Origin of the sequence: Chryseobacterium endalhagicum, assembly GCF_016745235.1 — a bacterium.
Taxonomy (GTDB): domain Bacteria; phylum Bacteroidota; class Bacteroidia; order Flavobacteriales; family Weeksellaceae; genus Chryseobacterium; species Chryseobacterium endalhagicum.
Map to the genome: position 1 here is coordinate 933,643 of NZ_JAELVM010000002.1, position 22,753 is coordinate 956,395.

21 protein-coding genes and 3 tRNA genes are annotated in these 22,753 nt (G+C 38.8%); 8 read left to right on the top strand and 16 right to left on the bottom strand.

From position 1 onward, the window contains the following. Positions 1-9 precede the first annotated feature (9 nt). A complete protein-coding gene (locus tag JET18_RS14455; protein WP_202092187.1) occupies positions 10-1,218 on the top strand; it encodes a cell surface protein in 1,209 nt (402 codons plus the stop codon). A gap of 35 nt (positions 1,219-1,253) precedes the next feature. Next, positions 1,254-3,533, top strand: coding sequence for a T9SS type A sorting domain-containing protein (locus tag JET18_RS14460; protein ID WP_202092189.1), 2,280 nt, complete (start codon positions 1,254-1,256; stop codon positions 3,531-3,533). A gap of 422 nt (positions 3,534-3,955) precedes the next feature. Here the strand turns inward: JET18_RS14460 and JET18_RS14465 are convergent, their stop codons facing one another. From JET18_RS14465 to JET18_RS14515, 11 genes are all read right to left on the bottom strand, one after another. After that, a complete protein-coding gene (locus tag JET18_RS14465) occupies positions 3,956-4,729 on the bottom strand; it encodes a T9SS type A sorting domain-containing protein (protein ID WP_202092192.1) in 774 nt (257 codons plus the stop codon). Between the two features lie 154 nt (positions 4,730-4,883). Next, entirely contained in the window at positions 4,884-6,110 is a 1,227-nt protein-coding gene (locus JET18_RS14470) for an MFS transporter (protein WP_394369519.1), read from the bottom strand. Positions 6,111-6,141: 31 nt separating this feature from the next. Continuing rightward, positions 6,142-6,798, bottom strand: a complete 657-nt coding sequence (locus JET18_RS14475) for a FadR/GntR family transcriptional regulator (protein ID WP_202092194.1) — start codon at positions 6,796-6,798, stop codon at positions 6,142-6,144. A 368-nt stretch (positions 6,799-7,166) separates the two neighbouring features. Further along, on the bottom strand, positions 7,167-7,793 hold the full coding sequence (locus JET18_RS14480; RefSeq protein ID WP_202092196.1) for an FMN-dependent NADH-azoreductase: 627 nt from the start codon (positions 7,791-7,793) through the stop codon (positions 7,167-7,169). A gap of 59 nt (positions 7,794-7,852) precedes the next feature. Beyond that, on the bottom strand, positions 7,853-8,431 hold the full coding sequence (locus JET18_RS14485) for a Crp/Fnr family transcriptional regulator (RefSeq protein WP_202092198.1): 579 nt from the start codon (positions 8,429-8,431) through the stop codon (positions 7,853-7,855). Positions 8,432-8,546: 115 nt separating this feature from the next. Next, positions 8,547-8,618, bottom strand: a tRNA-Glu gene (locus JET18_RS14490). A gap of 101 nt (positions 8,619-8,719) precedes the next feature. After that, positions 8,720-8,791, bottom strand: a tRNA-Glu gene (locus JET18_RS14495). 10 nt (positions 8,792-8,801) lie between these two features. Further along, positions 8,802-9,056, bottom strand: coding sequence for a 30S ribosomal protein S20 (rpsT, locus tag JET18_RS14500; RefSeq protein ID WP_048501176.1), 255 nt, complete (start codon positions 9,054-9,056; stop codon positions 8,802-8,804). 67 nt (positions 9,057-9,123) lie between these two features. Further along, positions 9,124-9,444 carry a hypothetical protein gene (locus tag JET18_RS14505; RefSeq protein WP_202092200.1) on the bottom strand — a complete coding sequence of 107 codons (321 nt, stop codon included), beginning with the start codon at positions 9,442-9,444 and terminating at the stop codon, positions 9,124-9,126. Between the two features lie 11 nt (positions 9,445-9,455). After that, positions 9,456-9,530, bottom strand: a tRNA-Glu gene (locus JET18_RS14510). A gap of 58 nt (positions 9,531-9,588) precedes the next feature. Then, positions 9,589-10,878 (bottom strand): N-acetylmuramoyl-L-alanine amidase family protein, encoded by a 1,290-nt coding sequence (locus JET18_RS14515; RefSeq protein WP_202092202.1) that lies wholly within the window; start codon positions 10,876-10,878, stop codon positions 9,589-9,591. 53 nt (positions 10,879-10,931) lie between these two features. Between JET18_RS14515 and JET18_RS14520 the strand changes: the two genes are divergently transcribed. The 3 genes from JET18_RS14520 to JET18_RS14530 all read left to right on the top strand — a co-directional run bounded on the left by JET18_RS14520 (position 10,932) and on the right by JET18_RS14530 (position 14,464). Then, positions 10,932-13,517: a putative LPS assembly protein LptD gene (locus JET18_RS14520; RefSeq protein ID WP_202092204.1), complete on the top strand. Its 2,586-nt coding sequence runs from the start codon at positions 10,932-10,934 to the stop codon at positions 13,515-13,517. A 111-nt stretch (positions 13,518-13,628) separates the two neighbouring features. After that, entirely contained in the window at positions 13,629-14,009 is a 381-nt protein-coding gene (locus JET18_RS14525; RefSeq protein WP_202092206.1) for a RidA family protein, read from the top strand. Then, the gene (locus JET18_RS14530) at positions 14,009-14,464 is read left to right on the top strand and encodes a hypothetical protein (RefSeq protein ID WP_202092207.1); all 456 of its coding nucleotides are present in this window, start codon (positions 14,009-14,011) and stop codon (positions 14,462-14,464) included. Before JET18_RS14525 ends, JET18_RS14530 begins: the two co-directional genes overlap by 1 nt. Positions 14,465-14,927: 463 nt before the next feature. Here the strand turns inward: JET18_RS14530 and JET18_RS14535 are convergent, their stop codons facing one another. Next, positions 14,928-16,457, bottom strand: a complete 1,530-nt coding sequence (locus tag JET18_RS14535; RefSeq protein ID WP_202092208.1) for a trypsin-like peptidase domain-containing protein — start codon at positions 16,455-16,457, stop codon at positions 14,928-14,930. Positions 16,458-16,805: 348 nt separating this feature from the next. On the opposite strand from JET18_RS14535, the gene trhO reads away from it, so the two are divergent. Both trhO and JET18_RS14545 read left to right on the top strand, forming a co-directional pair. Beyond that, on the top strand, positions 16,806-18,176 hold the full coding sequence (trhO, locus tag JET18_RS14540; RefSeq protein ID WP_202092209.1) for an oxygen-dependent tRNA uridine(34) hydroxylase TrhO: 1,371 nt from the start codon (positions 16,806-16,808) through the stop codon (positions 18,174-18,176). A 12-nt stretch (positions 18,177-18,188) separates the two neighbouring features. After that, complete coding sequence (locus JET18_RS14545; protein WP_202092210.1) at positions 18,189-18,764, top strand: 5-formyltetrahydrofolate cyclo-ligase; 576 nt, start codon at positions 18,189-18,191, stop codon at positions 18,762-18,764. Here the strand turns inward: JET18_RS14545 and JET18_RS14550 are convergent. Both JET18_RS14550 and JET18_RS14555 read right to left on the bottom strand, forming a co-directional pair. Continuing rightward, positions 18,713-19,294: a hypothetical protein gene (locus tag JET18_RS14550; protein ID WP_202092211.1), complete on the bottom strand. Its 582-nt coding sequence runs from the start codon at positions 19,292-19,294 to the stop codon at positions 18,713-18,715. The two genes, JET18_RS14545 and JET18_RS14550, sit on opposite strands and share 52 nt — an antisense overlap. Beyond that, entirely contained in the window at positions 19,278-20,459 is a 1,182-nt protein-coding gene (locus JET18_RS14555) for a hypothetical protein (protein WP_202092213.1), read from the bottom strand. Before JET18_RS14555 ends, JET18_RS14550 begins: the two co-directional genes overlap by 17 nt. Positions 20,460-20,641: 182 nt before the next feature. On the opposite strand from JET18_RS14555, the gene JET18_RS14560 reads away from it, so the two are divergent. Continuing rightward, entirely contained in the window at positions 20,642-20,983 is a 342-nt protein-coding gene (locus tag JET18_RS14560) for a hypothetical protein (RefSeq protein WP_062650963.1), read from the top strand. A gap of 166 nt (positions 20,984-21,149) precedes the next feature. On the opposite strand, the gene JET18_RS14565 is transcribed toward JET18_RS14560, so the two are convergent. Both JET18_RS14565 and JET18_RS14570 read right to left on the bottom strand, forming a co-directional pair. Continuing rightward, positions 21,150-21,917: a TrmH family RNA methyltransferase gene (locus tag JET18_RS14565; RefSeq protein WP_202092215.1), complete on the bottom strand. Its 768-nt coding sequence runs from the start codon at positions 21,915-21,917 to the stop codon at positions 21,150-21,152. Between the two features lie 26 nt (positions 21,918-21,943). After that, entirely contained in the window at positions 21,944-22,729 is a 786-nt protein-coding gene (locus tag JET18_RS14570; protein ID WP_202092217.1) for a CPBP family intramembrane glutamic endopeptidase, read from the bottom strand. Positions 22,730-22,753 lie beyond the last annotated feature (24 nt).

Here is a 22,753-nt window from a genome sequence, read left to right on the forward strand (position 1 = left end):
AGACAAGAAATGGAAAGAAAAACAATACATATTATAAAAACCGTCCTTTTCTCTTCAGTTTTATTAGGAACGGCAGCCTGTAAAAGTGACAGTGAAGATGGAGCAGAAGAAGTGGTTTTTCCGGCAGAAGTTCTTAAGGAATCTTATACGATTGACCGTCTTAAGCTTTTAAATATTGATCCGAAAATTGCGGGGCAGTTGACCTGGAGCATCAATGATTCTATTATCTCTGATCAATTACAGCTGGATTTTGTGAGCCCGAATGCCAAAACCTATCCTTTGACCTTAAAGGTAGAAGTAAAAGGAGTGGTGAAAATTTACAAATCAACAATCATTGTCAATAAGGAGGCAGCGCCTTACAGCAAATATATCACCAACGTTTTTGAATTCCGTCCGGCAGTAGGACAGTTTACCAACGAGGTTCCGGAATATGTCAACGGAAATACGGAAGCGGATATGCTCCTGAGAGCAAAGGAATCACTGGTAGGAGGAAATTCCACGATGATCACGCTTGGAGGTTTCGGAGGTTACGTCTCTTTTGGATTTGACCATACCATTCCTAATCTTGACGGAAGAGATTTCAAGATATTGGGGAATGCATTCTGGGGAAATAATGCCAATGCAGCCAGAACCGGATCCTGTGAGCCCGGAATTATCATGGTAGGCTACGACAAAAATAAAAACGGCAAACCAGATGAAGATGAATGGTACGAAATTGCCGGCAGCGAATATTTTAAAAATTCAACCACTAAAAATTACAGCATAACATACTTCAAACCCAATGAAAATAAGCCCCCCGTTCCCGGAAGTGAGTTTTGGCAGACTGATGTGGAGTACATCAAATGGCAGGATAATTTTGGGAATTCTGGATTTAAAACTAAAAACACCTTCCATGCACAAAGCTATTATCCTTTATGGCTCCAGAATGCTTCTTACAGCCTGACCGGAACCAGATTGAAGGATAATTTTTACGACCAGAGCGGAACGGGGAATTATTGGGTGGGAACGTCTTACGATTACGGCTATGCAGATAATGCACCGAACAACGATGAGGCTTCCAATATTGATATTTCGTGGGCGGTAGATAAAAGCGGGAAATATGTAAAGCTTCCCGGCATCGATTTTATCAAGGTGTACACGGGAATTAACCAGGAAGCAGGATGGCTCGGAGAAGTTTCTACCGAGGTGGCAGGAGCTTATGATCTGCATTTTAATTAATCATACAGACAAAATTTAATACAATAAATCAAAAAATGAAAAAGTTTTACCTTTTTACCGTACTGTTTCTGTTCGCGTTCTTTGCGAATGCACAGATAAAAGTACAGGGCGTGCCCAGAAGTGACATTCAGGGGACGAGCAGCAATCAGCTGAATACAACAGTAACCAGCACGATCAACTTCTCTGACATCCAGTATTGGGTGGGAAGCGGGACCAACGAAGCGGCTTTCGTGGTACAGTGGAATGACAGCAAAAATCCTGATGCTCTGGTATGGGGATTCAGATGGAACGGTAACGCTACAGGAGAAGATATGCTGAAAGCAATTGCTCAGGCAGATCAGCGTTTTTTCACACTGCTTTATCCGGGCACGCAGTTCGGAACAGCAGTAGGAGGGATGGGCTTTGACCTGAACGGGCAGAATACGAACGCGCTTTACAAAAACGGAAATACAACATATCCTCTTTATCCGGTAGGTGGTATTGTGAATACTACAGCCTATGATTTTGACAATTATACGGCTGCGGATGCCGCAGATCATTGGGGAGCAGGATGGTACAACGGATATTGGTCGTACTGGGTAAAAGATCCTACTGATGCTGATTTCGGATATTCAGGAGTTGGAGCTACTTCCCGTGTCCTTCAGAATGGTTCATATGATGTATGGAATTTTAATGCTGGAATGGCCAGTTTCCCTATTTCCCCTACATTGACACCGGTTTCAGCTTATATGGCATCTACGAATTTCACGAACGGTTATTTTATGGTGAACGAAGAATGGTTCGGACATACCAACGGTTCGGTAAATTTCATAGGAAACAACGGACAGATCAATTACCGTGTTTACAGCAACGCGAATAACAACCATGCTTTCGGGGCAACTACACAATATGGAACGATCTATGGAGATAAATTCTATTTTATTTCAAAACAGGCTGCAGACGGCGGTGACACTCAATATACGCCTGGCGGAAGATTGGTTGTTGCCAATGCACAGACGATGCAGAAAATTGCCGGATTCAATGATATTGGTGGCGGTGACGGAAGATCATTTGTAGGAGTTAATGAAAATAAAGGATATATCGGAGCTTCCAACGGAGTTTACATCTTTAATATTGCAACGCTTCAGGTTGGAAGTGCAGTTGCCGGAACAGGTGGAGGCGGCCAGTATGCAGGCCAGATCGGAAACATGATCCGTTCTTCCAAATATGTATTTGCCGTGAAGCAGTCTGCAGGAATTTTAGTGATAGATCCGGCTACCGATACTTTGGTGAGCACCATCCCAGGAGCCTTCCATTCTATTGTTCAGGCAAAAGACGGAAGCATCTGGGCAATTCAGGATCAAAAACTGGTGAACATTCATCCTACAACTTTTGCAACAACTCCATATAATATTCCTACGACTAAATATCTGGGTTCATGGGGTGCATGGAACGCAGGAAGTTTCTCTGCGAGCAGCAAACAGAATGCTTTATACTGGATCAATTCAATAAGCTCTTGGGCTTCAGGAACACAGATTGTAAAATTTGATGTCACTACAAAAACATTCAACGAAACTTTTGCCGCAATTCCTGGTCAAACCGGAACTTACAAACAGATTCCATACGGTGCAGGTCTTCGCGTAAACCCAACGACTGACGAGCTGATCCTGAATACTACGGAAAGCGGTTATGGAGCACACTACCAGAAAAACTGGATTCATACCTATAACACCAGCGGAACGCTTACGAATACAAAGGTTCTTAATGATTATTACTGGTTCCCGGCGTTAGCAGTGTTCCCGGATAATACGCTTCCAACCGTGAACAGTACTTTCCCGTCACAGGTGAATGTAAATACAGCATCTACTATTGATCTGAAAACAGTAGTTTCTGACGAGGACAACCTTTCCTCAGCTATTGTAAAAGCAATTAAATCAAATTCAAATCCAGCAGCTGTTTCTGCCGTGATTAATGATAATGATGAATTGGTACTGACTCCGGTAGCTTCAGGAATCGCTAATATCGTGATCAGCTTTAACTCTAACGGAAAAGTAGTTGAGAAAACGGTAACCGTAAACAGTACAGCTTCTACGTTAGCGACTGCAGAAGTGAAGAAAATAGAATTCAGCATCTATCCAAATCCGGTAACAGATATTCTGACCATCAAAACCCAGGAGAAAATCCTAAACGTTTCTGTTTATGATGCTTCCGGTAAAACGGTCAATACACAACTGAACAACGGCCAGATTAATGTAAGTGCGCTTCCAAACGGAGTGTATATTCTGAAGGCTGTGACGGATAAAGCAGTGTATCAGCAGAAATTGATCAAAAAATAGTTTTCACAGTCTATTTATTTCAATGAATCGGCGGCCCGAACGGGCCGCCGATTTTTTTGTTCCTGTAAGAAGTGTTTAAAAAGAGGCTGTCTAGAAAGCTTTCCGGAAATAATCCCCGAAACTTTTGGATTCGGGGATTATTTTTGTTGTTTATTCTTTAAGACTGGTTTCCGGCAAAAGGAGTAATTTTATTAAACGCAAAGTTTAAAGATTATACTTTGTATTTTAGGAATGCAAAGTAGAGAATCAATTGAAATTGATTCGATGAAGCGTGTGGATAAAACGTCCGCTTATTCAGTGGCGAAGCCACATCTCTTTGCTTACCTTGAAATCAGGAGATATAGTATGAAACTTTGCGTTGAAATTATTCGAAAAAAAGACCGCCTCACTTTTTGAGACGGTCTGATAAAGCAATCTATTATTTAATTGGTAATTCTGATCTTACGGGTATACGTCTTTTTGTCTTTCGTTTCCACAGTCAGGATATAAATTCCTTCAGGTTGTGGAGTAGAAAGCTCAAAAGTATTGGATCTTAGAGTCGAACGGTGAACTTCTTTTCCGGAAGTATTTCTCAGGCTAACCTCAGATCCTTCCAATGGAACAGTACCTCCAAGAGTGATCTGTCCGCCTTTGCTGTAAGCCATAATGGTAGCAAGAGGATCCTGGTAGGCGTAATACACTCTGAATCCGCCACCCAGACTTAATACACCACCGCTCAGTCTTATTTTAACGGCGTTATATGAGCTGGCAGGAACAAGTTCAATGGTTGCTCTGGCAGGATTGTCTGCAAGTTTCAGTAAACTTCCGGTGACCATCTGGCTGTCATTGTTAGCTGTTGTCCCGCTAAACGTTTCTATGTAGACACCGCTTAAAAGCTGAACCGTCAGAGGGATGTTATTTGTACCGATCCCGATGACAAGTTTGGTATTGGTTCTCACTTCCGGGAATCTCAGGGTCTGTTCAACGCCACCCAATAAAACAGTTCCCATCACCATGGTAGAATAATTGTCTTCATTATCTCCCACGGCATTCAGGGGATTCTGCACGGCGCATCCCAGGCATACTCCATATACATTGGAAAGCTGGTCATGGGCATAGATTCTGCTTTGTGCTTCGGTGTTGTTCGATTGAAATAAAAATCCTAGAAATAACGCGGCCTGAAAAAGGCGGCTCTTTGAAAGTAGAATAGATTTCATACTGTAGAGATTTTTGGTTAATGTTTTACCCAAATTTAAGCATAAAAGTATATGTCTGCAATATTATCTCTAATAAATGTGAATTACTTAATATTCTTTATAATGTAAGAACAGGAAGTTAACAGTCAACTTTTTTTAATTCTACTTTTTCAGATTATTTCTTTCTTCCCTTAATATTCGGTAGGAAAGCGGTTATAATTCCCATAAGGGGTAAAAACGCACAGATTTTAAATACATATTCAATACTGGTATCATCAGCTAAGGCTCCCAGCACGGCAGAGCCAATTCCACCCATTCCAAACATAAATCCAAAGAATAAACCGGCAACCAGCCCAATTTTATTCGGCATAAGGTCTGTAGCATACACCAGAATGGCAGAAAAGGCAGAAGCGATAATCAACCCGATTAAAACTGCAAATACCACAGTCCAGACTAATGAAAGATACGGAAGACAAAGTGTAAAAGGAGCGGCTCCTAGTATCGAAGCCCATATGATTTTCTTTCTTCCATATTTATCACCCAGTTTTCCACCCAGAAGGGTTCCGATAGCTACGGCTGCAAGAAACATAAATAAATACAGCTGGGAATCTTTTACCGAAATATGAAATTTGTCGATAAGGAAGAAGGTAAAATAATTCGTCATGGACGCCAGATAAATATACTTGGAAAATACCAGGGCAAGCAAGACAATCACGGAAAATATAACCTTTTTACGGGACAGTTCTATCGTGATAATATTGTCCGGATGCTTCGCTGACTTTTTTAAAGATAGTCTTTCAGCATACCAGTTTCCTATCCTCCATAATAATATAATTCCTATGAAAGCAGCAATCGCAAAAAGAGCTACATAGCCTTGACCTAGCGGAAGGACAATCAGAGCAACCAGAAGAGGACCAATAGCGCTGCCGGAATTTCCTCCTACCTGAAAGATGGACTGGGCAAGACCTTTCTGTCCGCCGGATGCCAGCTGAGCCACTCTCGATGCTTCAGGATGGAAAATAGAAGAGCCCATACCAATTAAGGCAACCGCTAAAAGAATCATATAATACTGATGGGCCGATGCCAGTAATAATAACCCGGCCATTGATAATCCCATTCCTATGGCCAGAGATCTTGGATTGGGCCTTTTATCCGTATAAATGCCTACAAATGGCTGCAGAATAGAAGCCGTAAGCTGAAAGACCAGCGTAATGATTCCGATCTGGGCAAAGGACAGGCTGAATTCACCCTTCAGAATAGGGTACAGCGAAGGAATGGTAGATTGGATCAGGTCATTTAAAAAATGTGAAAAGCTGATCATAAATAAGATTGGGTAAACAATTGTATTCGTGTCAATTGTTTTCGTCTGCACGTTTTCCATGGATGTAAGGTTTAAATTCATCGTATCATCTGATGAATTTGATTAAAAAATTTTAATAGACTTTATCAACGATCATCTGGGCAATGCGGGCTGCATTTTCCGGATCTTTATTTTCAATGCTCTTGTAAAGTTCGGTATGGATCTTTTGAGAAAGCCTGAAAGAATCTGTATTGTTGTTATGGCTGATTTCAAAGGTTCTCAGAATATGGGTACTCGTTATCTTATAAATTTCTTTCAAAAGACTGTTGCCACAGGCTTCAGCAATCGATATGTGAAAATTAATATCAGCCTGATAACATTCTGCGGCCTTATTTTCTGCTGCCAGTTTATCCCTCAGATCAAGAAAGTTTTTAATGGTCTGCAATTCTTTTTCACTACGGGATACTGCCGCTCTTGCCGCAATTTTTGAATCCAGCAGAGAACGGACTTCATATACATCTTCAATTTCAGCTTTGGTGATCTGGGTTTCCAGAGATTCCTGTACATTTTTAGAAGTCACAAATGTTCCTACACCTTGCTGAACGCTGAGAACTCCTTTGATTGATAAAATTTTAATAGCTTCACGGATGCTGGAACGTCCAACGCCATAGATCTTCATCAGCTCCGGTTCAATCGGCAGTTTATCGCCAATCACATATTCTTCAGCGAGAATTCCCTGAATAAGTCTGTCCGCGACTTCCTGTGCTAATGTTTTTCTTTGAATCTGCATAACATCTTATCATCTGATGAATGCAAAGGTATAACATTTTTTTTAATGTCTCATGAAAATTGTGTAAAGATTATAGGGACAAAAGAGAGACTTTACTTAAAATCCCTCTTTGCTGGTTAATCTGAGTTCGGGATAAGGTATTTTCGTTTTTATAAGACGGTAAGGAAGTTTGAAGCTGGAAGAGGGAAGTTATTGAAGTCCAAAGGCAGAAATGCATTGCGGTTTTATTAATTTTTTGAATCCGCTTCAACAGATTTAAAGGCAGTTATTTAATATTTTTGTCCAATAATAACTTCCAGCCTCTAGCTTCCCGCTTCCGGCCTTTTAATCTTAACTTCTTATCCCGAACTCAGGTTGGTTATATTTCCTTATTCAATAGTACTGAGAATCTGGAAAATTTCCTGTTTTGACTGTTCAAAAATTTCGCCTCCGAATTCTTCATTATCCAATGAAATTACTGTGACATCTTTCACGCCCATGATTCCGAAAATAAATTTTAAATAGGAGGTCTGGAAATTCATATGTCCGTTTTTCTCGCCCTCTCCATAGCCGGTATCGCCTCTGCTTGAAAGTATGAACAGCTTTTTATTTTCCAGCAGTCCTACATACTCTCCGTCAGGTTTTCCGGACCGGAACTTCCAGGTTTCATTGATCCTCATTATCTGATCAATATAAGCTTTCAGGCTGCTGGGAATAGACCAGTTGTACATAGGAGAGCCGATGACATAGATGTCATTTTCCTTTAACTCCTTGATCAGTTCATTGCTGAGTTGTAAAGCTTCCCGGTTTTCTGCATTTTGATTTTCCGGTTTGGTGAAGGCTCCCGCAATCCATTTTTCATTAATGGGTTCAATAATTTCCAGGCCAGCTTCTCTGAAAGTAAAATGATCCTGCGGATGTTTGCTTTTCCAATGATCAACAAATGACCGGGTCAGTTTTCTGCTGTATGATCTTTCATTTCTGATGCTGGCATTAATAATCAATAATTTGTTCATCTCTTTAAATTTATTAAATCAAAGGTCTGAACTTAAAAAATGAAAGATATTGATCTAGTTCAATGAAAATTATTTTTCTTCCGGATTCTGCTTAAAAATTCTGCTGAAATTCCCAGGTAGGAGGCAATCAGGTACTGTGGTATTTTGGCGGCAATTTGTGGATAGTTTTGTAAAAAATCAAGATAGCGGTGTTCCGCATTATAAATATGACTGTAGATGATTCTTTTTTGCAGGGCACCCAGATAGCTTTCTAAAATAATGCGGAAATACCTTTCCAGCGAAGGAATCTGCTCCAGCATTTTTTGAAATGAATGAAAATTGATCTGTAAAAGCTCTGTTTTTTCCAAAGCCTGGATATTGTAGATGGAAGGTTCCTGTTTACGGAAACTGTCCAGATCGGTTGCCCACCAGTCATCTACCGCGAAATAAAGAATCTCCTCATTACCGCTGTCTTCATTGATGCAGAATGCTTTTAATGTTCCGGAAATAATATAATTGTCCGTACGGCAGATCTCGCCGTTTCTCAATAGATAATCACCTTTCTCTAAAGTTTTTTGTGACCAGAAGGTGGTGAAAAGTGTCTGTTCATCCTTTGTGAGGACGATGTGCTTTGAAATGGTATCAATTAATTTTTGCAAATTGTTCAATCCTGTTGTCGTTAAGTGAATGTATGTAAATTTAACGAAAAAGGGCCGTAAGACACACTTCTGAAAACAAAAATAGGAAAAGCAATTAAATTACTTTTCCTATTAGTAGCCCGTAGGGGAATCGAACCCCTCTTACCAGAATGAAAATCTGAGGTCCTAACCGATAGACGAACGGGCCATCTACCAAACTGTAAATAATATCTACAGGGTTAGTTTTTTTGTTTTTATAAGTTTCAACTCTTATTAATCACCTCGGTTAGTAGCAGTGATTAAGTTTTGTAGCCCGTAGGGGAATCGAACCCCTCTTACCAGAATGAAAATCTGAGGTCCTAACCGATAGACGAACGGGCCAACTATGCTATTACGCTAATTTATTAACGTGCTTTGTTAATTTGCTTTTCAAGTTAGCTGCTTTGTTTTTGTGGATAATATTTTTCTTAGCTAATTTATCCAATAAAGCGATAACTTTTGGCAGTTGCTCTGTTGCAGCAGCTTTGTTCTCCTCATTTCTCAAAACTTTTAATGCTGTTCTAGCAGTTTTGTGATAGTATCTGTTACGAACTTTTCTAACTTCGTTCTGTCTAATTCTCTTTAATGCTGATTTATGATTTGCCATATCGTTCAAATGTGAGTGCAAAACTATAAACTTTTTTCCAATCTGCCAAATTTATTTTTAAAATTTTTCAATTTTCTTCTGACAGGTATTTTCTGAGTTTATCTATTGCTTGTTCTATTTTTAAATTCTCTTGTTCTCGTTCTATTTTCTTGATCGTACTGCTTAGCATGATCATCGCATTGTTCCATTCTCCAGTCGTATTGGTGAAGATAAGTCCATCAATTGTTACTTCAAAAGCGACCCTTTCCCCGGTCCTGTAAAGTCTGAAACTTATTTTATCATCCCTGCCTGTAATCCCGTCTTCATTGATTTGTAAATCGTAACTTTTTGGGTTAGAGTGGATTCTTTTAAAAAGAAGTTTAGCTTCTTGTATCTTTAAATCCGGCATGATATAAAATTTGGTAGCCTATAGGAGAATCGAACTCCTGTTGCAAGGATGAAAACCTTGAGTCCTAACCACTAGACGAATAGGCCAAATTTTGAGGTTGCAAAAGTAATGATTAACTTTTTAACTTCAAAATTATTTTATAAATTATTTAAAAACTTTTTGAATAATCGTATTCTTGATTCCTTTGGTTTCAAGCTCTTTTTGAAGCTTTACAGCATCCTCCAAAGTAAATACTTTACCATAGGTGTAATAGAACACACCATTCTCCTTATTTCGCTCTACATCCTTAAGAGTCTGGAGAATAAATGAGTTCCCGTTCAGCTTTTCACCCGTATATACCTCAATGGTATAGAAGCCGGTCAGCAGTTTTTGGTTAGGCATAAATCCTACCGCATAAGCATTTCTGAAGCCTGCATCTTTAGCCGTTTTCAGATTGATGTCTTTTATGGAAGCCATATTGGTCACCCCATAGTAATACTTGTACTGTCCGTTATCTTTGATAGGAAGAATGTAGTTCAGGCCTTTTAATGCCGGATCTCCGTCATTGTATTTGGTAGGCGAGCTCAGCAATAAAATTCTGAAATCATTTTTCAGCGGAGATTCCGCAGGTTTTTCAGGTTCCGGTTTTTTAGTGGTGGCGTAAGAGCCTCCGGTTTTTCTGTCAATTGCTTTTTTATAGTCAATGATCGCATTGTAGATACTTTCTGCAATTTCATCCTGGCCCTTTTCAGAGGCTAAATAATGACTTTCCTCGGGATGGTTGATGAATCCGGTTTCTATCAGTACGGAAGGCATCGCATTCATACGCAGAACGTGCAGGTTTTTCTGGAAAACACCTCTCGAAAATCTTTTATCCTTGTTCACGAAGTTACCTTCTACCAATCCCCCAAGCAGCAAGCTGGATTCCAGATATTTATTCTGCTGGAGTTTCAGAGCGATAAGAGATTCCGGAGAACTTGGGTTGTAGGAACCGAAGGTCTGTTTATCTTTTTCATCAAGAAAAATTACATCATTCTCTCTTTTGGCTACTTCAAGGTTTTCGTCATTCTGGTTCGGTCCCTGTACATAAGTTTCCGTTCCGTAAGCGGTAGGCCGTTGTGAAGAGTTACAGTGAATGGAGACAAAAAGATCAGCTTTGCTTCTGTTCGCAAGGTTGGTTCTGTCTGAAAGTGATGGGTACTCGTCGAATTTTCGGGTGTATATGACTTTGAAATCTCTGTTTTTTTCCAACATGGCCCCTATTTTTAACGTAACGGCCAGCGTAACATCCTTCTCGGCAACTCTTCCAATATCGGCATAGGATCTGTTCGCTCCATGGTCACTTCCCCCATGACCAGCATCTAAAACGATCGTAAACTTCTTCTGAGAGAAAATTAAAGTGCTGGAAAGAATAAGGAGAAATGATAAAATTATTTTAAAATTTTGGTTGTGCATCTTACAGTTTTAAAAATTATATTAATTTTGAGCCTTAATTATATAGAATAAAATTGGCCAAAACCGTCCTCAAAAATATATTACAAATTTTAATTATCCTAATTTTTAACAATTTTTTAGCACAGAAAACGCCTGAAAAATTGCCTAAAAATGTGGTTAATGATACTATTTCCAAAAAGGATACCATAGTTGTAAAAAAGGAATCTTTAGAAGATATTCTCCACACAAAAGCTGATGATCAGCGAAGAGACGTTCCTAAAAAAATGACTTTTCTGATCAAAAATGCCCAGGTAAAATACCAGGATATGCAGATTGATGCAGATTATATCTCGATTGATGATGAAAAAAATCTGATCTACGCCCGTGGAAAACAGGATTCCCTTGGAAAGATTATTGAACCCGTAATTACAACGCAGGCGGGGAAAAAATATGAAACCAACGAGTTCAGCTACAATACAAAAACAAGGCAGGCTATAGCGTTTAATGCCAGAACAGAAGAAAGCGAAGGGGTAATTACCGCGCAGAAAACCAAAAAGTATAACGATTCCGTCTTTGCGATGAGGAATGCGGATTATACGACCGATGAATATTATATCAAGAAAAAAGATACAGCGTCCGATTATTTTATGCGGGCTTCCAATATTAAGCTGATCAAGACCAAAGAAAAATCTCAGATCGTTACTGGGCCCATCCAGATGTATATCGAAAGGGTTCCTACGCCTCTGATCCTTCCGTTTGCCATCCTTCCGTTTTCAGACAAAAGGGCTGCGGGTATCCTGATCCCGAGTTTCGGGGAAAGGGAAGATGTAGGGTTTTTCCTCAACGGGCTGGGGTATTATCAGCCGATCGGTGAACATTTTGACCTTAAAGTGCTTGCTGACATTTATACCAAAGGAAGCTGGAATGTCCGGCCACAAATGAACTACCTCAAGAAGTACCGGTATTCCGGAACCTTTACGGCAGATGTAGGAACCATGGTAAGAGGAATCAAAGGGCTGGATGACTACAGCAGAAACAGCACCTACAGAATTGCATGGACGCATACGCAGGATACAAAGGCGAATCCTTTCCTGACGTTCAGTGCTTCGGTAGATATTGTAAGTACGAAGTTTTACAACAACAACCTGAACAATAATTATATTTTCAATCAGAATGTCCTGAATACCCAGCAGAATTCAGCGGTAACCATTACCAAAAGATTCCTGAAGCTGCCGGTTACGATTACAGGAACGGCTTCTTATGCACAGAATTTTGCAACAGGCCTTGCAGATCTCCGTCTTCCGCAGATGAATGTGGCGATCAACCAGTTTTATTTATTTGGCTCTAAAACGGGTGTAAGACAGGGACTGCTTGAAAACATCACGGTAAATACAGGATTTAACCTGACCAACTTTGTGAGCACTCAGGAAAATGAGCTTTTCACCAATGCGATGTGGGATAAAATGCAGACGGGACTTAAAAACAATATTTCCTTAGGAACGAATACCACGGTAGCGAAATACTTCACATTCAGCTTAAGTGCGAACGTTGATAATGCCTTAACCACCAAAACCCTTAAGAAATATTATGATCCTGTAAAGAATGCGGACGTAGAGGAGATCCAGAAAAATGTTGCAGGATATTCTACTTTCTCCTCATCGGCAAGTCTTCAGACGACGCTTTTCGGAATGCTGAAATTTAAAAAAGGTGCTGCGGTAGAAGCTGTGAGACATATGATGACGCCAAGTCTTAGCTTTACCTATTCTCCGGATTTCTCCAGCCCAGGTTTTGGATACTATAAAAATTATTATAATGCAGAAGGCGCTTTAACTCCTTATTCTATTTTTGAAAAAGGAATTGTGGGAAGCCCGTCAAGCGGTGTGGTGGGTGCTTTAGGTTTTAATATCGGGAACAATATTGAAATGAAGGTGAAATCTAAAAGTGATTCTACAGGCGTGAAGAAAATCAAGATATTTGAATCTCTTAACTTATCAGGAAATTACAATTTTGCAGCGAAAACCCATCCATGGTCTGTATTTAGTATTAGCGGACAGTCTTCTTTCTTTAACAATAAATTAAGTGTAAATACAAGCCTTGCCCTGGAACCTTATAAAATTATTTTTGCTCCGGGAGCTACCACAGGGGTAAGAACAGAACAGTTCGGGCATTTCAGTGTACAGGGATTCAATGTGCAGCTTTCTTATCCTTTGAGCAGCGAGCTTTTTGGAGAAAAAACAGATTATGCTAAGAAATATCCGGCAAAAGGAGAAGTCCGAAACGAAAATTATTATTTTGATGATGATAATTATGCCCATTTCGATCAGGCCTGGACTTTAAATATCAATGCAAACTATGCTTACTCAAAAGGATTATCGGCACTTGGCAATAAAATTGCTTCTATAGGTCTGGACGGGAGTATTAAGCTTACCCCGTACTGGAATATCAACGGAAGTACGCATTTTGACCTTGTGACTAAAGATCTGGCTTATACAAGAATAGGGTTCTCAAGAGATCAGCGAAGTTTTACCATCAACTTTAACTGGGTACCTTTCGGACAGTATAAAGTATATGACTTCTTTATCGGGATCAAAGCCAATATCCTGAGCGATGCCCTGAAGTATAAGGACAGAAGTTTTACACAGCCTAATGCACCTTTCTAATATCAGATTGACAATTGTTAATATAAATTTTATATTTGCAACCGGAATACATTCAAATGAAATCACTACCGGTGATAACATATGATCTTTAAATAAAAATAAATATCCATTATGAAACAAATAATCAACACAGTTAATGCACCTGCAGCAATCGGGCCTTATTCACAAGCAAATATGGCTAACGGAGTTTTGTATATTTCCGGACAGATTCCTGTGGATCCTGCAACTGGTAAATTGGTAGAAGGAATTGAGAAAGAAACGCACCAGGTAATGAAAAACCTTGAGGCTGTTCTTACTGAAGCGGGAATGACTTTCAAAAATGTTGTAAAAGCCAGCATCTTCCTGAAGAGCATGGATGATTTTGCGGTGATGAATGATATTTATGCTTCCTATCTGGATGCGGACAGCTATCCGGCCCGTGAGACCGTACAGGTTTCTTGTCTGCCAAAAAATGTTGATATAGAAATTTCTATGATTGCACATCAGGATTAATGAATTTTATAAGAAATACAATTGCGGTTATCGTAGGTCTTGGTATCGCCGGACTTATCATTACTCTTGGTATAAGGGCTTTTCCGCAATGGATCACTTTCGATGCTTTTGCTCCTTTTGAGCATTGGCAGAGGTTTCTTTTCAGCATGAAGGACGATAATGCATTTTTCGGGTTTCTGCTGTTTATTTCCGGTCTGGGAACTACCATTGGAGGTGTGGCTACGGCATTGATCGTAAAGTATGCTAAAGTGGCATATGCAATCCTGATCGGCTTTATTATGCTTTTCATAGCCATGCTGGATGTTATTGTATTTCCTTATCATCCTACATTCTATAAGATCTCTATTTTCCTTACTTTCTTCCCGTTTTCGTGGATAGGAGGGAAGATTGTAGAAGTCATTTATGAGCGGAATAAGAAAAAGAAAATCGCTGAGAAAATGAACAAATCCAAATAAAGGAGGCTCTCTAAAAAGCTTCCAAAGAATAATCCCCGAATCCAAAAGCTTCGGGGATTATTTTTGTTGTTGATTCTAAGATATGTTTTGTTGGAATAGTGCAAAGGCGCAAATTTTATGACAAAAATACGTTGTAAGATGCAAAGATTTTATCTCCGATAAAAATTGAGTACCGCCGTCATTGCGAGGAGCAAAGCGACGAAGCAATCTCATCATTATCATTGCCATTATCATCATCCTTGCTGAAAATCTCAGATTTTCTTGCGCCTTAAATATTCGCAAAGCAATAGAGCCCTTGCGCCGTTGCGATTCCCAACAAAGCATCACAACAAGCAAAAAGCTTCTATTTTCTTCGATTGAAAATCGCAAAGGCGTAAATATTATGACAAAACAAAAACAGGCCGTCTCAGTTTTGAGACAGCCTGTTTTGTTGATATGAAAAGACTATTAGTCTGTAGTTCTATTAAGGCATTTTGAATCCTTTGGTATAGATTCTTCCATAATCGTCCACAAATTTCACCTGCACATTCCCCTGGTATTTATCCAGGATCTTTTCTACATCTTTCTGTGAATTTACCGGTTTACCGTTGATTTCTATAATAATGTAATTGTCTACGATACCAATCTTGGCCATTTCACTTCCTTCATTTACATTTTTAGCCACTACACCACTGTTTAATCCGTATTCAGTTTTGAACTTTTCATTTAACGGATCAAAGTCTGCACCTATTTTTTCAGTGACGCTTAAATCGTCTTTCGTTCGGGTTGTAGTTCCTCCGTTCTGATCTTTAAGGGTTACTGTAGTCGTATTTTCCTTACCGTTTCTGCTATACGTTACCTGAACTTTATCGCCCGGACGCTTACTTCCGATAGACATGGAAAGATCAGCGAAATCGGTAATGGCATACGTATCTATTTTCGTAATGATGTCTCCTTTTTTCAGACCTGCATCTTCAGCACCGCTCTTGTCTCCAAAACCTGTTACATACACTCCGGATCCGGATTTAATAGTCGTTTTGTTCTGCTTATTGTACGCAGCTACCTGCATGTCATTGGAAAGGTCTAAGGATGAAACGCCTAAGAATCCTCTCTGTACAATTCCGAATTTCTTGATATCCTCAACAATTTTTCTGGCTAGGTTGGCAGGAACGGCAAATCCGTATCCCTGATAATACCCTGTTGTAGACTGGATTGCTGAGTTGATCCCGATAAGATCCCCGTTCACATTCACAAGTGCGCCTCCGGAGTTACCTGGATTAATCGCTGCATCCGTCTGGATAAAGCTTTCAATAGGGTTGGTTGCTTTTCCCTGGCCTCCAAGGATTCCGATTCCTCTTCCTTTTGCAGAAACAATACCTGCTGTTACTGTAGAATTTAATCCCAGTGGATTTCCTACGGCAAGTACCCATTGTCCTACTTCAATATTGTCAGAATTAGCGAAGTTCAGATAAGGAAGTCCTTTTTCTTCTATTTTAAGTAAAGAAATGTCTGTATTGGGATCTGTTCCTACAAGAGTTGCTATATAAGATTTCTTGTTGCTTAAAACAACTTCCAGCTTATTCGCTCCTGCCACCACGTGGTTATTGGAAATGATGTATCCGTCCGGCGAAATGATTACCCCGGATCCCATTCCTGAAGGCATATTGTCCGGAACTTGCTGCTTCTGTCTCTGCTGGCCCCTTCCTCCTCCGAAAGGATCTCCGAAGAAGAAATCAAACAGGTCTTGCTCCGAAGCTCTGCTTGTAGATCTGCTCTGATAATTTTTAATGGTAACTACAGCGGGAACGGTGGTTTTTGATGCCTTTACGAAATCGTCACCTACAGTTCCGGTATTCATTCCTACGAATGATGCATTGGGAGTAGCTGCTGTGAAATAAGACTGGTCTCCGTTATTGGAATGCTCACCGAAATATTTTAATGTCCCAACGGTAGTAGCTCCTGAGACAACTCCAACTACTGCAAATGGTAATAGTTTTTTTAAAGTACTCTTCATTGTATATCTTTCTTTTTTTATTTATTGACTTTTTTGTTTTAGCGTAAACAAATTTAATGCTAAATAAGTATGCAATTAGCATGCTGTGTTTCAATTTTAACTAAAATTTAACGGCTATTATGGCATTTTATGTATTATGTCATAATCTTAAATGCATCATTAACAAAACTTAAAAAAATATTAAAGAAAAAATGTCACATGAACAGTTGATAAATGACATAATGCCACGTAGAAGTTACGATAATTAATTCAAATATATTCACTCACTGCTCATTGGGATGTAGAGGTGCATTCAATTTAAAAATGATTATATTTGCAAAAATTTTTCTCACTTAAAACGTTTATAGCATGCAACTGTATAACACCTTAAGCGCAGAAGAAAGAGCTCAACTTATTGATGAAGCCGGTAAGGAACGCCTTACATTGTCTTTCTATGCGTATGCCAAAATTGAAGATCCCAAAAAATTTCGCGACGAATTATTTATAGCCTGGAACGCACTGGATGCGCTTGGCCGTATTTATGTTGCCCATGAAGGAATTAATGCTCAGATGAGCGTTCCTGCGGATCAGTTTGAGGCTTTTCGGGATACGCTGGAAGTATACGACTTTATGAAGGGAATCCGCTTGAATGTGGCCGTAGATCAGGACAATCACTCTTTTTTAAAATTAACCATAAAGGTCAGAAATAAAATCGTTGCTGACGGTTTGAACGATGATACTTTTGATGTAACCAATAAAGGAATTCACTTAAAGGCACAGGAATTCAATTCAATGCTTGAAGATCCGAATACCATTGTTGTGGATTTCAGAAACCACTACGAAAGTGAAGTAGGGCATTTTGAAGGAGCCATTACGCCGGACGTGGAAAACTTCAGAGAAAGCTTACCTATTATCAATGAGCAGCTGCAGGATTTTAAAGAAGATAAAAACCTGCTGATGTATTGTACCGGCGGAATCCGTTGCGAAAAAGCCAGTGCTTATTTTAAACATCAGGGCTTTAAAAACGTATTCCAGTTAGAAGGCGGAATCATTGAATATACCCGACAGATCAAAGAAGAAGGCATAGAAAGTAAGTTTATCGGTAAAAACTTTGTATTTGACCATAGATTAGGAGAAAGAATCACAGACGATATTATTTCGCAGTGCCACCAGTGTGGAAAACCTTGTGATAACCACACCAACTGTTCCAACGACGCCTGTCATTTATTGTTCATTCAGTGTGACGAATGTAAAGCTGCGATGGAAAACTGCTGTTCTACGGAATGTCTGGAAACCATCCATCTGCCTTTGGAAGAGCAGCTGAAACTAAGAAAAGGGCTTCAGGTTGGCAATAAAGTGTTCAGAAAAGGAAAATCAGATGCTTTAAAATTCAAAAATTCAGGCGATTTACCTGATAAACCTTTAGCAAAAGCAGAAACGAAAAATATCCGTCAGAAAATATCCGTTAAGAAAGTTTTAATCGGAAAAGCTGAACATTACTATTCCAAATCAAAAATCGGACAGTTCCTGATTGAAAACAAAGAACTTTCAGTAGGAGACAAGGTTTTGATTTCAGGTCCTACAACGGGTGATCAGGAATTGATCATGACTGAAATTTTCGCCAACGGAGGTCCGTGTGAAACAGCTGCAATCGGAGATCAGATCACATTTGAAATTCCATTCAGAGTGCGTCTGTCCGATAAACTGTATAAAATTACAGATCCTTCCGAAAACGCTTAAATCCATTAAGTTATGCTAAAAGCTGAACTTAGAAAAAAATATATGCAGAAAAGAAAAGCCTTGTCAAGTGATGAGGCTTTCCTGTTATCTGAAAAAATTCTGGATCATTTTCTGGATTATTTTAAACCTGAAAAAGGGCAGAAGGTGCATGTTTTTATCCCGATTGAAAAGTTTAAAGAAATTAACACCGGAATTTTTATTGACGCTTTTTTACAGAATAACATTCGTGTTTTTGTACCTAAAGTAGTGGCAGATGATCTGATCTCTGTGGAAATTAACAAAGACACAGCTTTTGAAACCAGCGGATGGGGGATTTCAGAACCTATCTCTAATGAAGATTCAGGAGAGCTTCATTTTGATTATGTGATCACTCCTTTGCTGTACAGCGATGCTGAAGGCAACAGGATAGGCTATGGAAAAGGTTTCTATGATGCGTTTTTCCAAAGTATTTCCGGGGCTTCCAAAAAAATTGGGGTCAATTATTTCAGTCCTGATGAAAAGATCGATGATGTCTGGGAAAATGATATTCCGTTAGATTATCTCGTTACGCCCACTGAAGTACTGTCTTTCTTTAAAGGTGAAGAATAGAAATCTAAGAAATAAAATTTAAATTCCTTCTTAATCATAGGAGTTGAAAGCAGAATATACTGAGCATTCTTCTCAAAAGTTCCCAGAGATTTATTTTTTGAATCAAAATATTCCAGATTGAATTTTGCATAATCCAAAGTGTCTTTTTTATAGAATTCTTTATAAACACTCAGGTTGTTTACTTTCACAGATTTTACTTTCAGGCTGTCCAGCTCTTTAAACAGCTTTTTGAACGTCAGTGAATCCGGTTTGTGGAAATAGCTCTGCATTTGGGAATAAATAACGGTGTCTATCTCTGTGTCTTTGTTTCCGGAAAGATATAAAGTAGAAAGATCAAGGAGTTCCTGTACTTTCTGTTTCGTAATGGAGTTAATCGCCTGCATACTGTCCATCTGAACGGCAGGATAGCTTTTTATATTCGTGCTGTTTCTCAGTTTATCCAGATCGCTTACTTCGGTTTTTTTATTATTGCAGGAAACAAATGCTAAAAAAAGTACTGCGAAAATTAAAAACTTATTTATTCTCTTCATCTGTGGATGCGATTTTAAATTTAATAGATACTATTTTTCCTTTACTGTCTTTTTTCATTTCAATGACGGTAAGGTTTTTCAGAGAGGTCGTAGGGGTGGTTACCAACGTAATATATTTTTGCTTGTCAAGCCTTTCAATACCATAGGTTTTATTGTCGTACACCTGATAAATGATCGCGCTGTTGCTGATCAGGTTCTCCAGTTGATTCCTTTTCTGTTTGATCAGGGCCAGCTGTTCTTCCGGGTTGCCGCCTTTTACGTCTTTCGTTGAGAAATAATAGGCTGCCATCTTATAATCGTCCGGTTTCAGCTCGATCATTTCCTCGTCCGGGGCATTTTCCAGATTTCTGTTGACTTCCAGATACTCATAGAAAGGCGCACTGATCTGCATTTTTATGTTTTTGTCCTTGGTAGAGTAGTAAAAGCACTGGCCCGGTTTTATTTTAAACAAAAGCGGGGATTCATTTTCTTTAATCACTCTTATCTCAAGGGTATTGATCACGGAAACGCCGCGGTCTTTATCCGTAAAGCAGTATTTATAAGTTTTGGAAAAAATTTCATCCTTAAAACCCAGAACTCCGGTAATGGCAATTAAAATAGAGGTAACAATGGCCCAGGCATTCTTTTTGAAGAAATTTTTTCTTACTGGTGCCGGTTGTATTTCTATTGGAGTTGGGATTGTTGGTTTTTGCGTATTATATTGATTATCAGTATTTGATTTTTGTAAATCAGTGTTTTCATGAGGCTGATATTCAATTTTTTTAGCCGGAATTTCAGTTTTTGGAAGTTCCGGTGCCGAAGACACTGTTTTTTCAAGTTCCTGGATTTCTTCTTCCTCAATTTCTTCATTTTCAACGAGTAATTCTCCCGCAAAAAGATGCTGTTTCTTGAATTCGTACCATGAATCGTATCCCGCATAGATACTCAATATATTGAGCATATCTATTCTCGGTAATTTGGTAACGGGTGAAGTTTTGAAATAGGTGTAAAACGACTTTTCACTGATGTTGCCTTTCGCTTTTTTGCGCAGGTCTTCCTGGAAATATATAATATCTATCCCCTTCCATTTTGAAATATCATCATGAGAAGGAGTAGATTCTTTTAAATATTCGGTCTGAACGTCTTTTTTCAGCTGTTCAAAATGCAATAGATCTAAATCTGTCAATTTTTATAAAATAATTAAATTGTTGATTATCAGCTTTATTTATTTGTAAAACTATTTTACAAATGTATTACAATTATTTTTCATAAACAACTTTTGTATCTGGTCTACCTTTGTCTTGTTCAAATAACAGAACAGAAGAAAATTTATAAAAACAATATTAACAAAATTAAATTTAATTTATTATGAAAAAGTCATTATTCGTAGCTGCTATCGCTGCAATCTCTCTAGTTGCTTGTAAAAAAACTGAAGCTACTTCTACTGAAGGAACAACTGATTCTGCTGCTGCTAACGTAGCTGATTCTGCTGCTACAGTTACTGATTCTGCTGCTAAAGTAATCGATTCTGCTGCAACTACTGCTGTAGAAGCTACTAAAGATGCTGCTGCTGCTACAACTGCTGCTGGTGCTGATGCTGCTAAAGCTACAACTGAAGCTGCTGCTGACGCTGCTAAAGGTGCTGCTGATGCTGCTAAAGGTGCTGCAAAAGATGCTGCTAAAGAAGTTAAAGACGCTGCTAAGAAATAATTCTAGCAATAGCTTAACAATAAAAGAACCGTTTCACCCTGTGAGACGGTTTTTTTATGTCTTTATATTTTGCAGGCTAGCAGATACATTGAATAAAGAAGTCTACAACCGATTGTTCGGCTTTAAAAACTTCCATCTTCCAGCCTCAAACTTCCTGCCCTTTATACTATCCTTTCTTCTGTCTCAGCGATTCATAGCACGTAATAGCCACTGCATTACTTAAATTCAGAGAATCAATACTTCCTGCCATCGGAATCAGAGTGTTTTTTCCCTTTCCGATCCAGAAATCACTCAATCCCGAATGTTCCGTTCCGAATAATACAGCAGAACGCTGCGTAAAATCTCTTTTGTAAAGATCTTCTGCAGTCTCATCCATAAGGGTGGTGTAGATATTGAAATTATATTTTTGCAGAAAATCCAGGGTTTCAGTATTCTCAGCATCATATACTTCCATTCCGAACAGGCAGCCCACGCTTGATCTGATCACATTAGGATTATAAAAATCAGCTTTTCCGTCCGCAACAATAAGCGCATCAATACCAAAAGCTTCACAGCTTCTCAGAATAGCCCCAAGATTACCTGGTTTTTCAACGCCTTCCACAATGATGATCGTAGCGTTTTCTTTGGGAATAAATGCTGACAGCTGCTTTTCCTGGGTTTTATAGACACCTATGATGCCTTCCGAACTTCCCCTGTAGGCAATTTTTTCGTATACTTTTTCGCTTACGTAATGAATTTTAGCTTCCGGCAGCTTTCCTTTGAAAATATTTTCACAAATAAAAAATTCTACAGGTTCAAAATCATAGGCTAAAGCTCTTTCATTTTCCTGCTGGCCTTCTACCACAAAAACTTTTGATTTTTTACGGAACCTGTTATCAGCCAGTAGTTTGGTGATGTTTTTTATTTTATCGTTTTGAAAACTTTCTATCAACATGCTGCAAAATTATGGAAAATATGTGATTAGGCAGGTTTAGTTTTAATGAAAAGGATTTTTCCGGTGATCTGAAACGGAATTTTGCCTTCATATTTTTTATAGATAATAATGGCTATAATCAGCAGAATGGATAAAATCTTAAATGAATTTCCGAACAGATTTCCGGTAACATTTTCCGAGATATTAAAAATTTCCCAATACAGATTCATAAAAAGATGAAGAAATATGGCCGTCCAAAGATTAAAATTCATCTCAAAATAAACCCATGAGAAAAATACCGAGCCCAAAAATGTGATGAGAAATATCTCAATAAGCTCAGTTAAACTGCTTCCCTGGTATAAATGAACCTGTGCAAAGAGTAATGACCCGAATAAGGCAGAACTGATAAATCCAAGTCCGGTAAATCTGTACAAAACCCCGATGAGGAAGGCTCTGAAAATAATTTCTTCAAAAAATGCGGATGAAACGGTATTGATGAACAGGGATTGAAAATCTATTTTGTCTGTCAGATTAAAATTGATGAAATACCCTATAAGCATTGGAAGCGTACCTATGAAAGCTACGGAAAAACCTTTCAGGACCGACTTATTAATAGAAAAAAGATCAGTAATATTCTTTTTTGGAAATAAAATTTTCAGCGTAAGGATTAAGGGAATCAAGGTGACGGAATAGGCTGCGACATGGGCAATGGCTTTGCTTCCGGTGAGTCCTTTCACAAAACTCTGAGTGATTTTGAAACCATAAAGATCAAGGAAATAGTAAGCGGAAAATCCTAAAATAAAGATAAAAAAGAAGCGGATGGTTTTGTTCATTGTGATAAATTTTGAACAAAATTG

Coding starts and splice junctions, on each gene's coding strand:
- JET18_RS14455 (WP_202092187.1), top strand. CDS start 10: ATGGAAAGAAAAACAATACATATTATAAAAACCGTCCTTTTCTCTTCA.
- JET18_RS14460 (WP_202092189.1), top strand. CDS start 1,254: ATGAAAAAGTTTTACCTTTTTACCGTACTGTTTCTGTTCGCGTTCTTT.
- JET18_RS14465 (WP_202092192.1), bottom strand. CDS start 4,729: ATGAAATCTATTCTACTTTCAAAGAGCCGCCTTTTTCAGGCCGCGTTA.
- JET18_RS14470 (WP_394369519.1), bottom strand. CDS start 6,110: ATGAATTTAAACCTTACATCCATGGAAAACGTGCAGACGAAAACAATT.
- JET18_RS14475 (WP_202092194.1), bottom strand. CDS start 6,798: ATGCAGATTCAAAGAAAAACATTAGCACAGGAAGTCGCGGACAGACTT.
- JET18_RS14480 (WP_202092196.1), bottom strand. CDS start 7,793: ATGAACAAATTATTGATTATTAATGCCAGCATCAGAAATGAAAGATCA.
- rpsT (WP_048501176.1), bottom strand. CDS start 9,056: ATGGCAAATCATAAATCAGCATTAAAGAGAATTAGACAGAACGAAGTT.
- JET18_RS14505 (WP_202092200.1), bottom strand. CDS start 9,444: ATGCCGGATTTAAAGATACAAGAAGCTAAACTTCTTTTTAAAAGAATC.
- JET18_RS14515 (WP_202092202.1), bottom strand. CDS start 10,878: ATGCACAACCAAAATTTTAAAATAATTTTATCATTTCTCCTTATTCTT.
- JET18_RS14525 (WP_202092206.1), top strand. CDS start 13,629: ATGAAACAAATAATCAACACAGTTAATGCACCTGCAGCAATCGGGCCT.
- JET18_RS14530 (WP_202092207.1), top strand. CDS start 14,009: ATGAATTTTATAAGAAATACAATTGCGGTTATCGTAGGTCTTGGTATC.
- JET18_RS14535 (WP_202092208.1), bottom strand. CDS start 16,457: ATGAAGAGTACTTTAAAAAAACTATTACCATTTGCAGTAGTTGGAGTT.
- trhO (WP_202092209.1), top strand. CDS start 16,806: ATGCAACTGTATAACACCTTAAGCGCAGAAGAAAGAGCTCAACTTATT.
- JET18_RS14545 (WP_202092210.1), top strand. CDS start 18,189: ATGCTAAAAGCTGAACTTAGAAAAAAATATATGCAGAAAAGAAAAGCC.
- JET18_RS14550 (WP_202092211.1), bottom strand. CDS start 19,294: ATGAAGAGAATAAATAAGTTTTTAATTTTCGCAGTACTTTTTTTAGCA.
- JET18_RS14560 (WP_062650963.1), top strand. CDS start 20,642: ATGAAAAAGTCATTATTCGTAGCTGCTATCGCTGCAATCTCTCTAGTT.
- JET18_RS14565 (WP_202092215.1), bottom strand. CDS start 21,917: ATGTTGATAGAAAGTTTTCAAAACGATAAAATAAAAAACATCACCAAA.
- JET18_RS14570 (WP_202092217.1), bottom strand. CDS start 22,729: ATGAACAAAACCATCCGCTTCTTTTTTATCTTTATTTTAGGATTTTCC.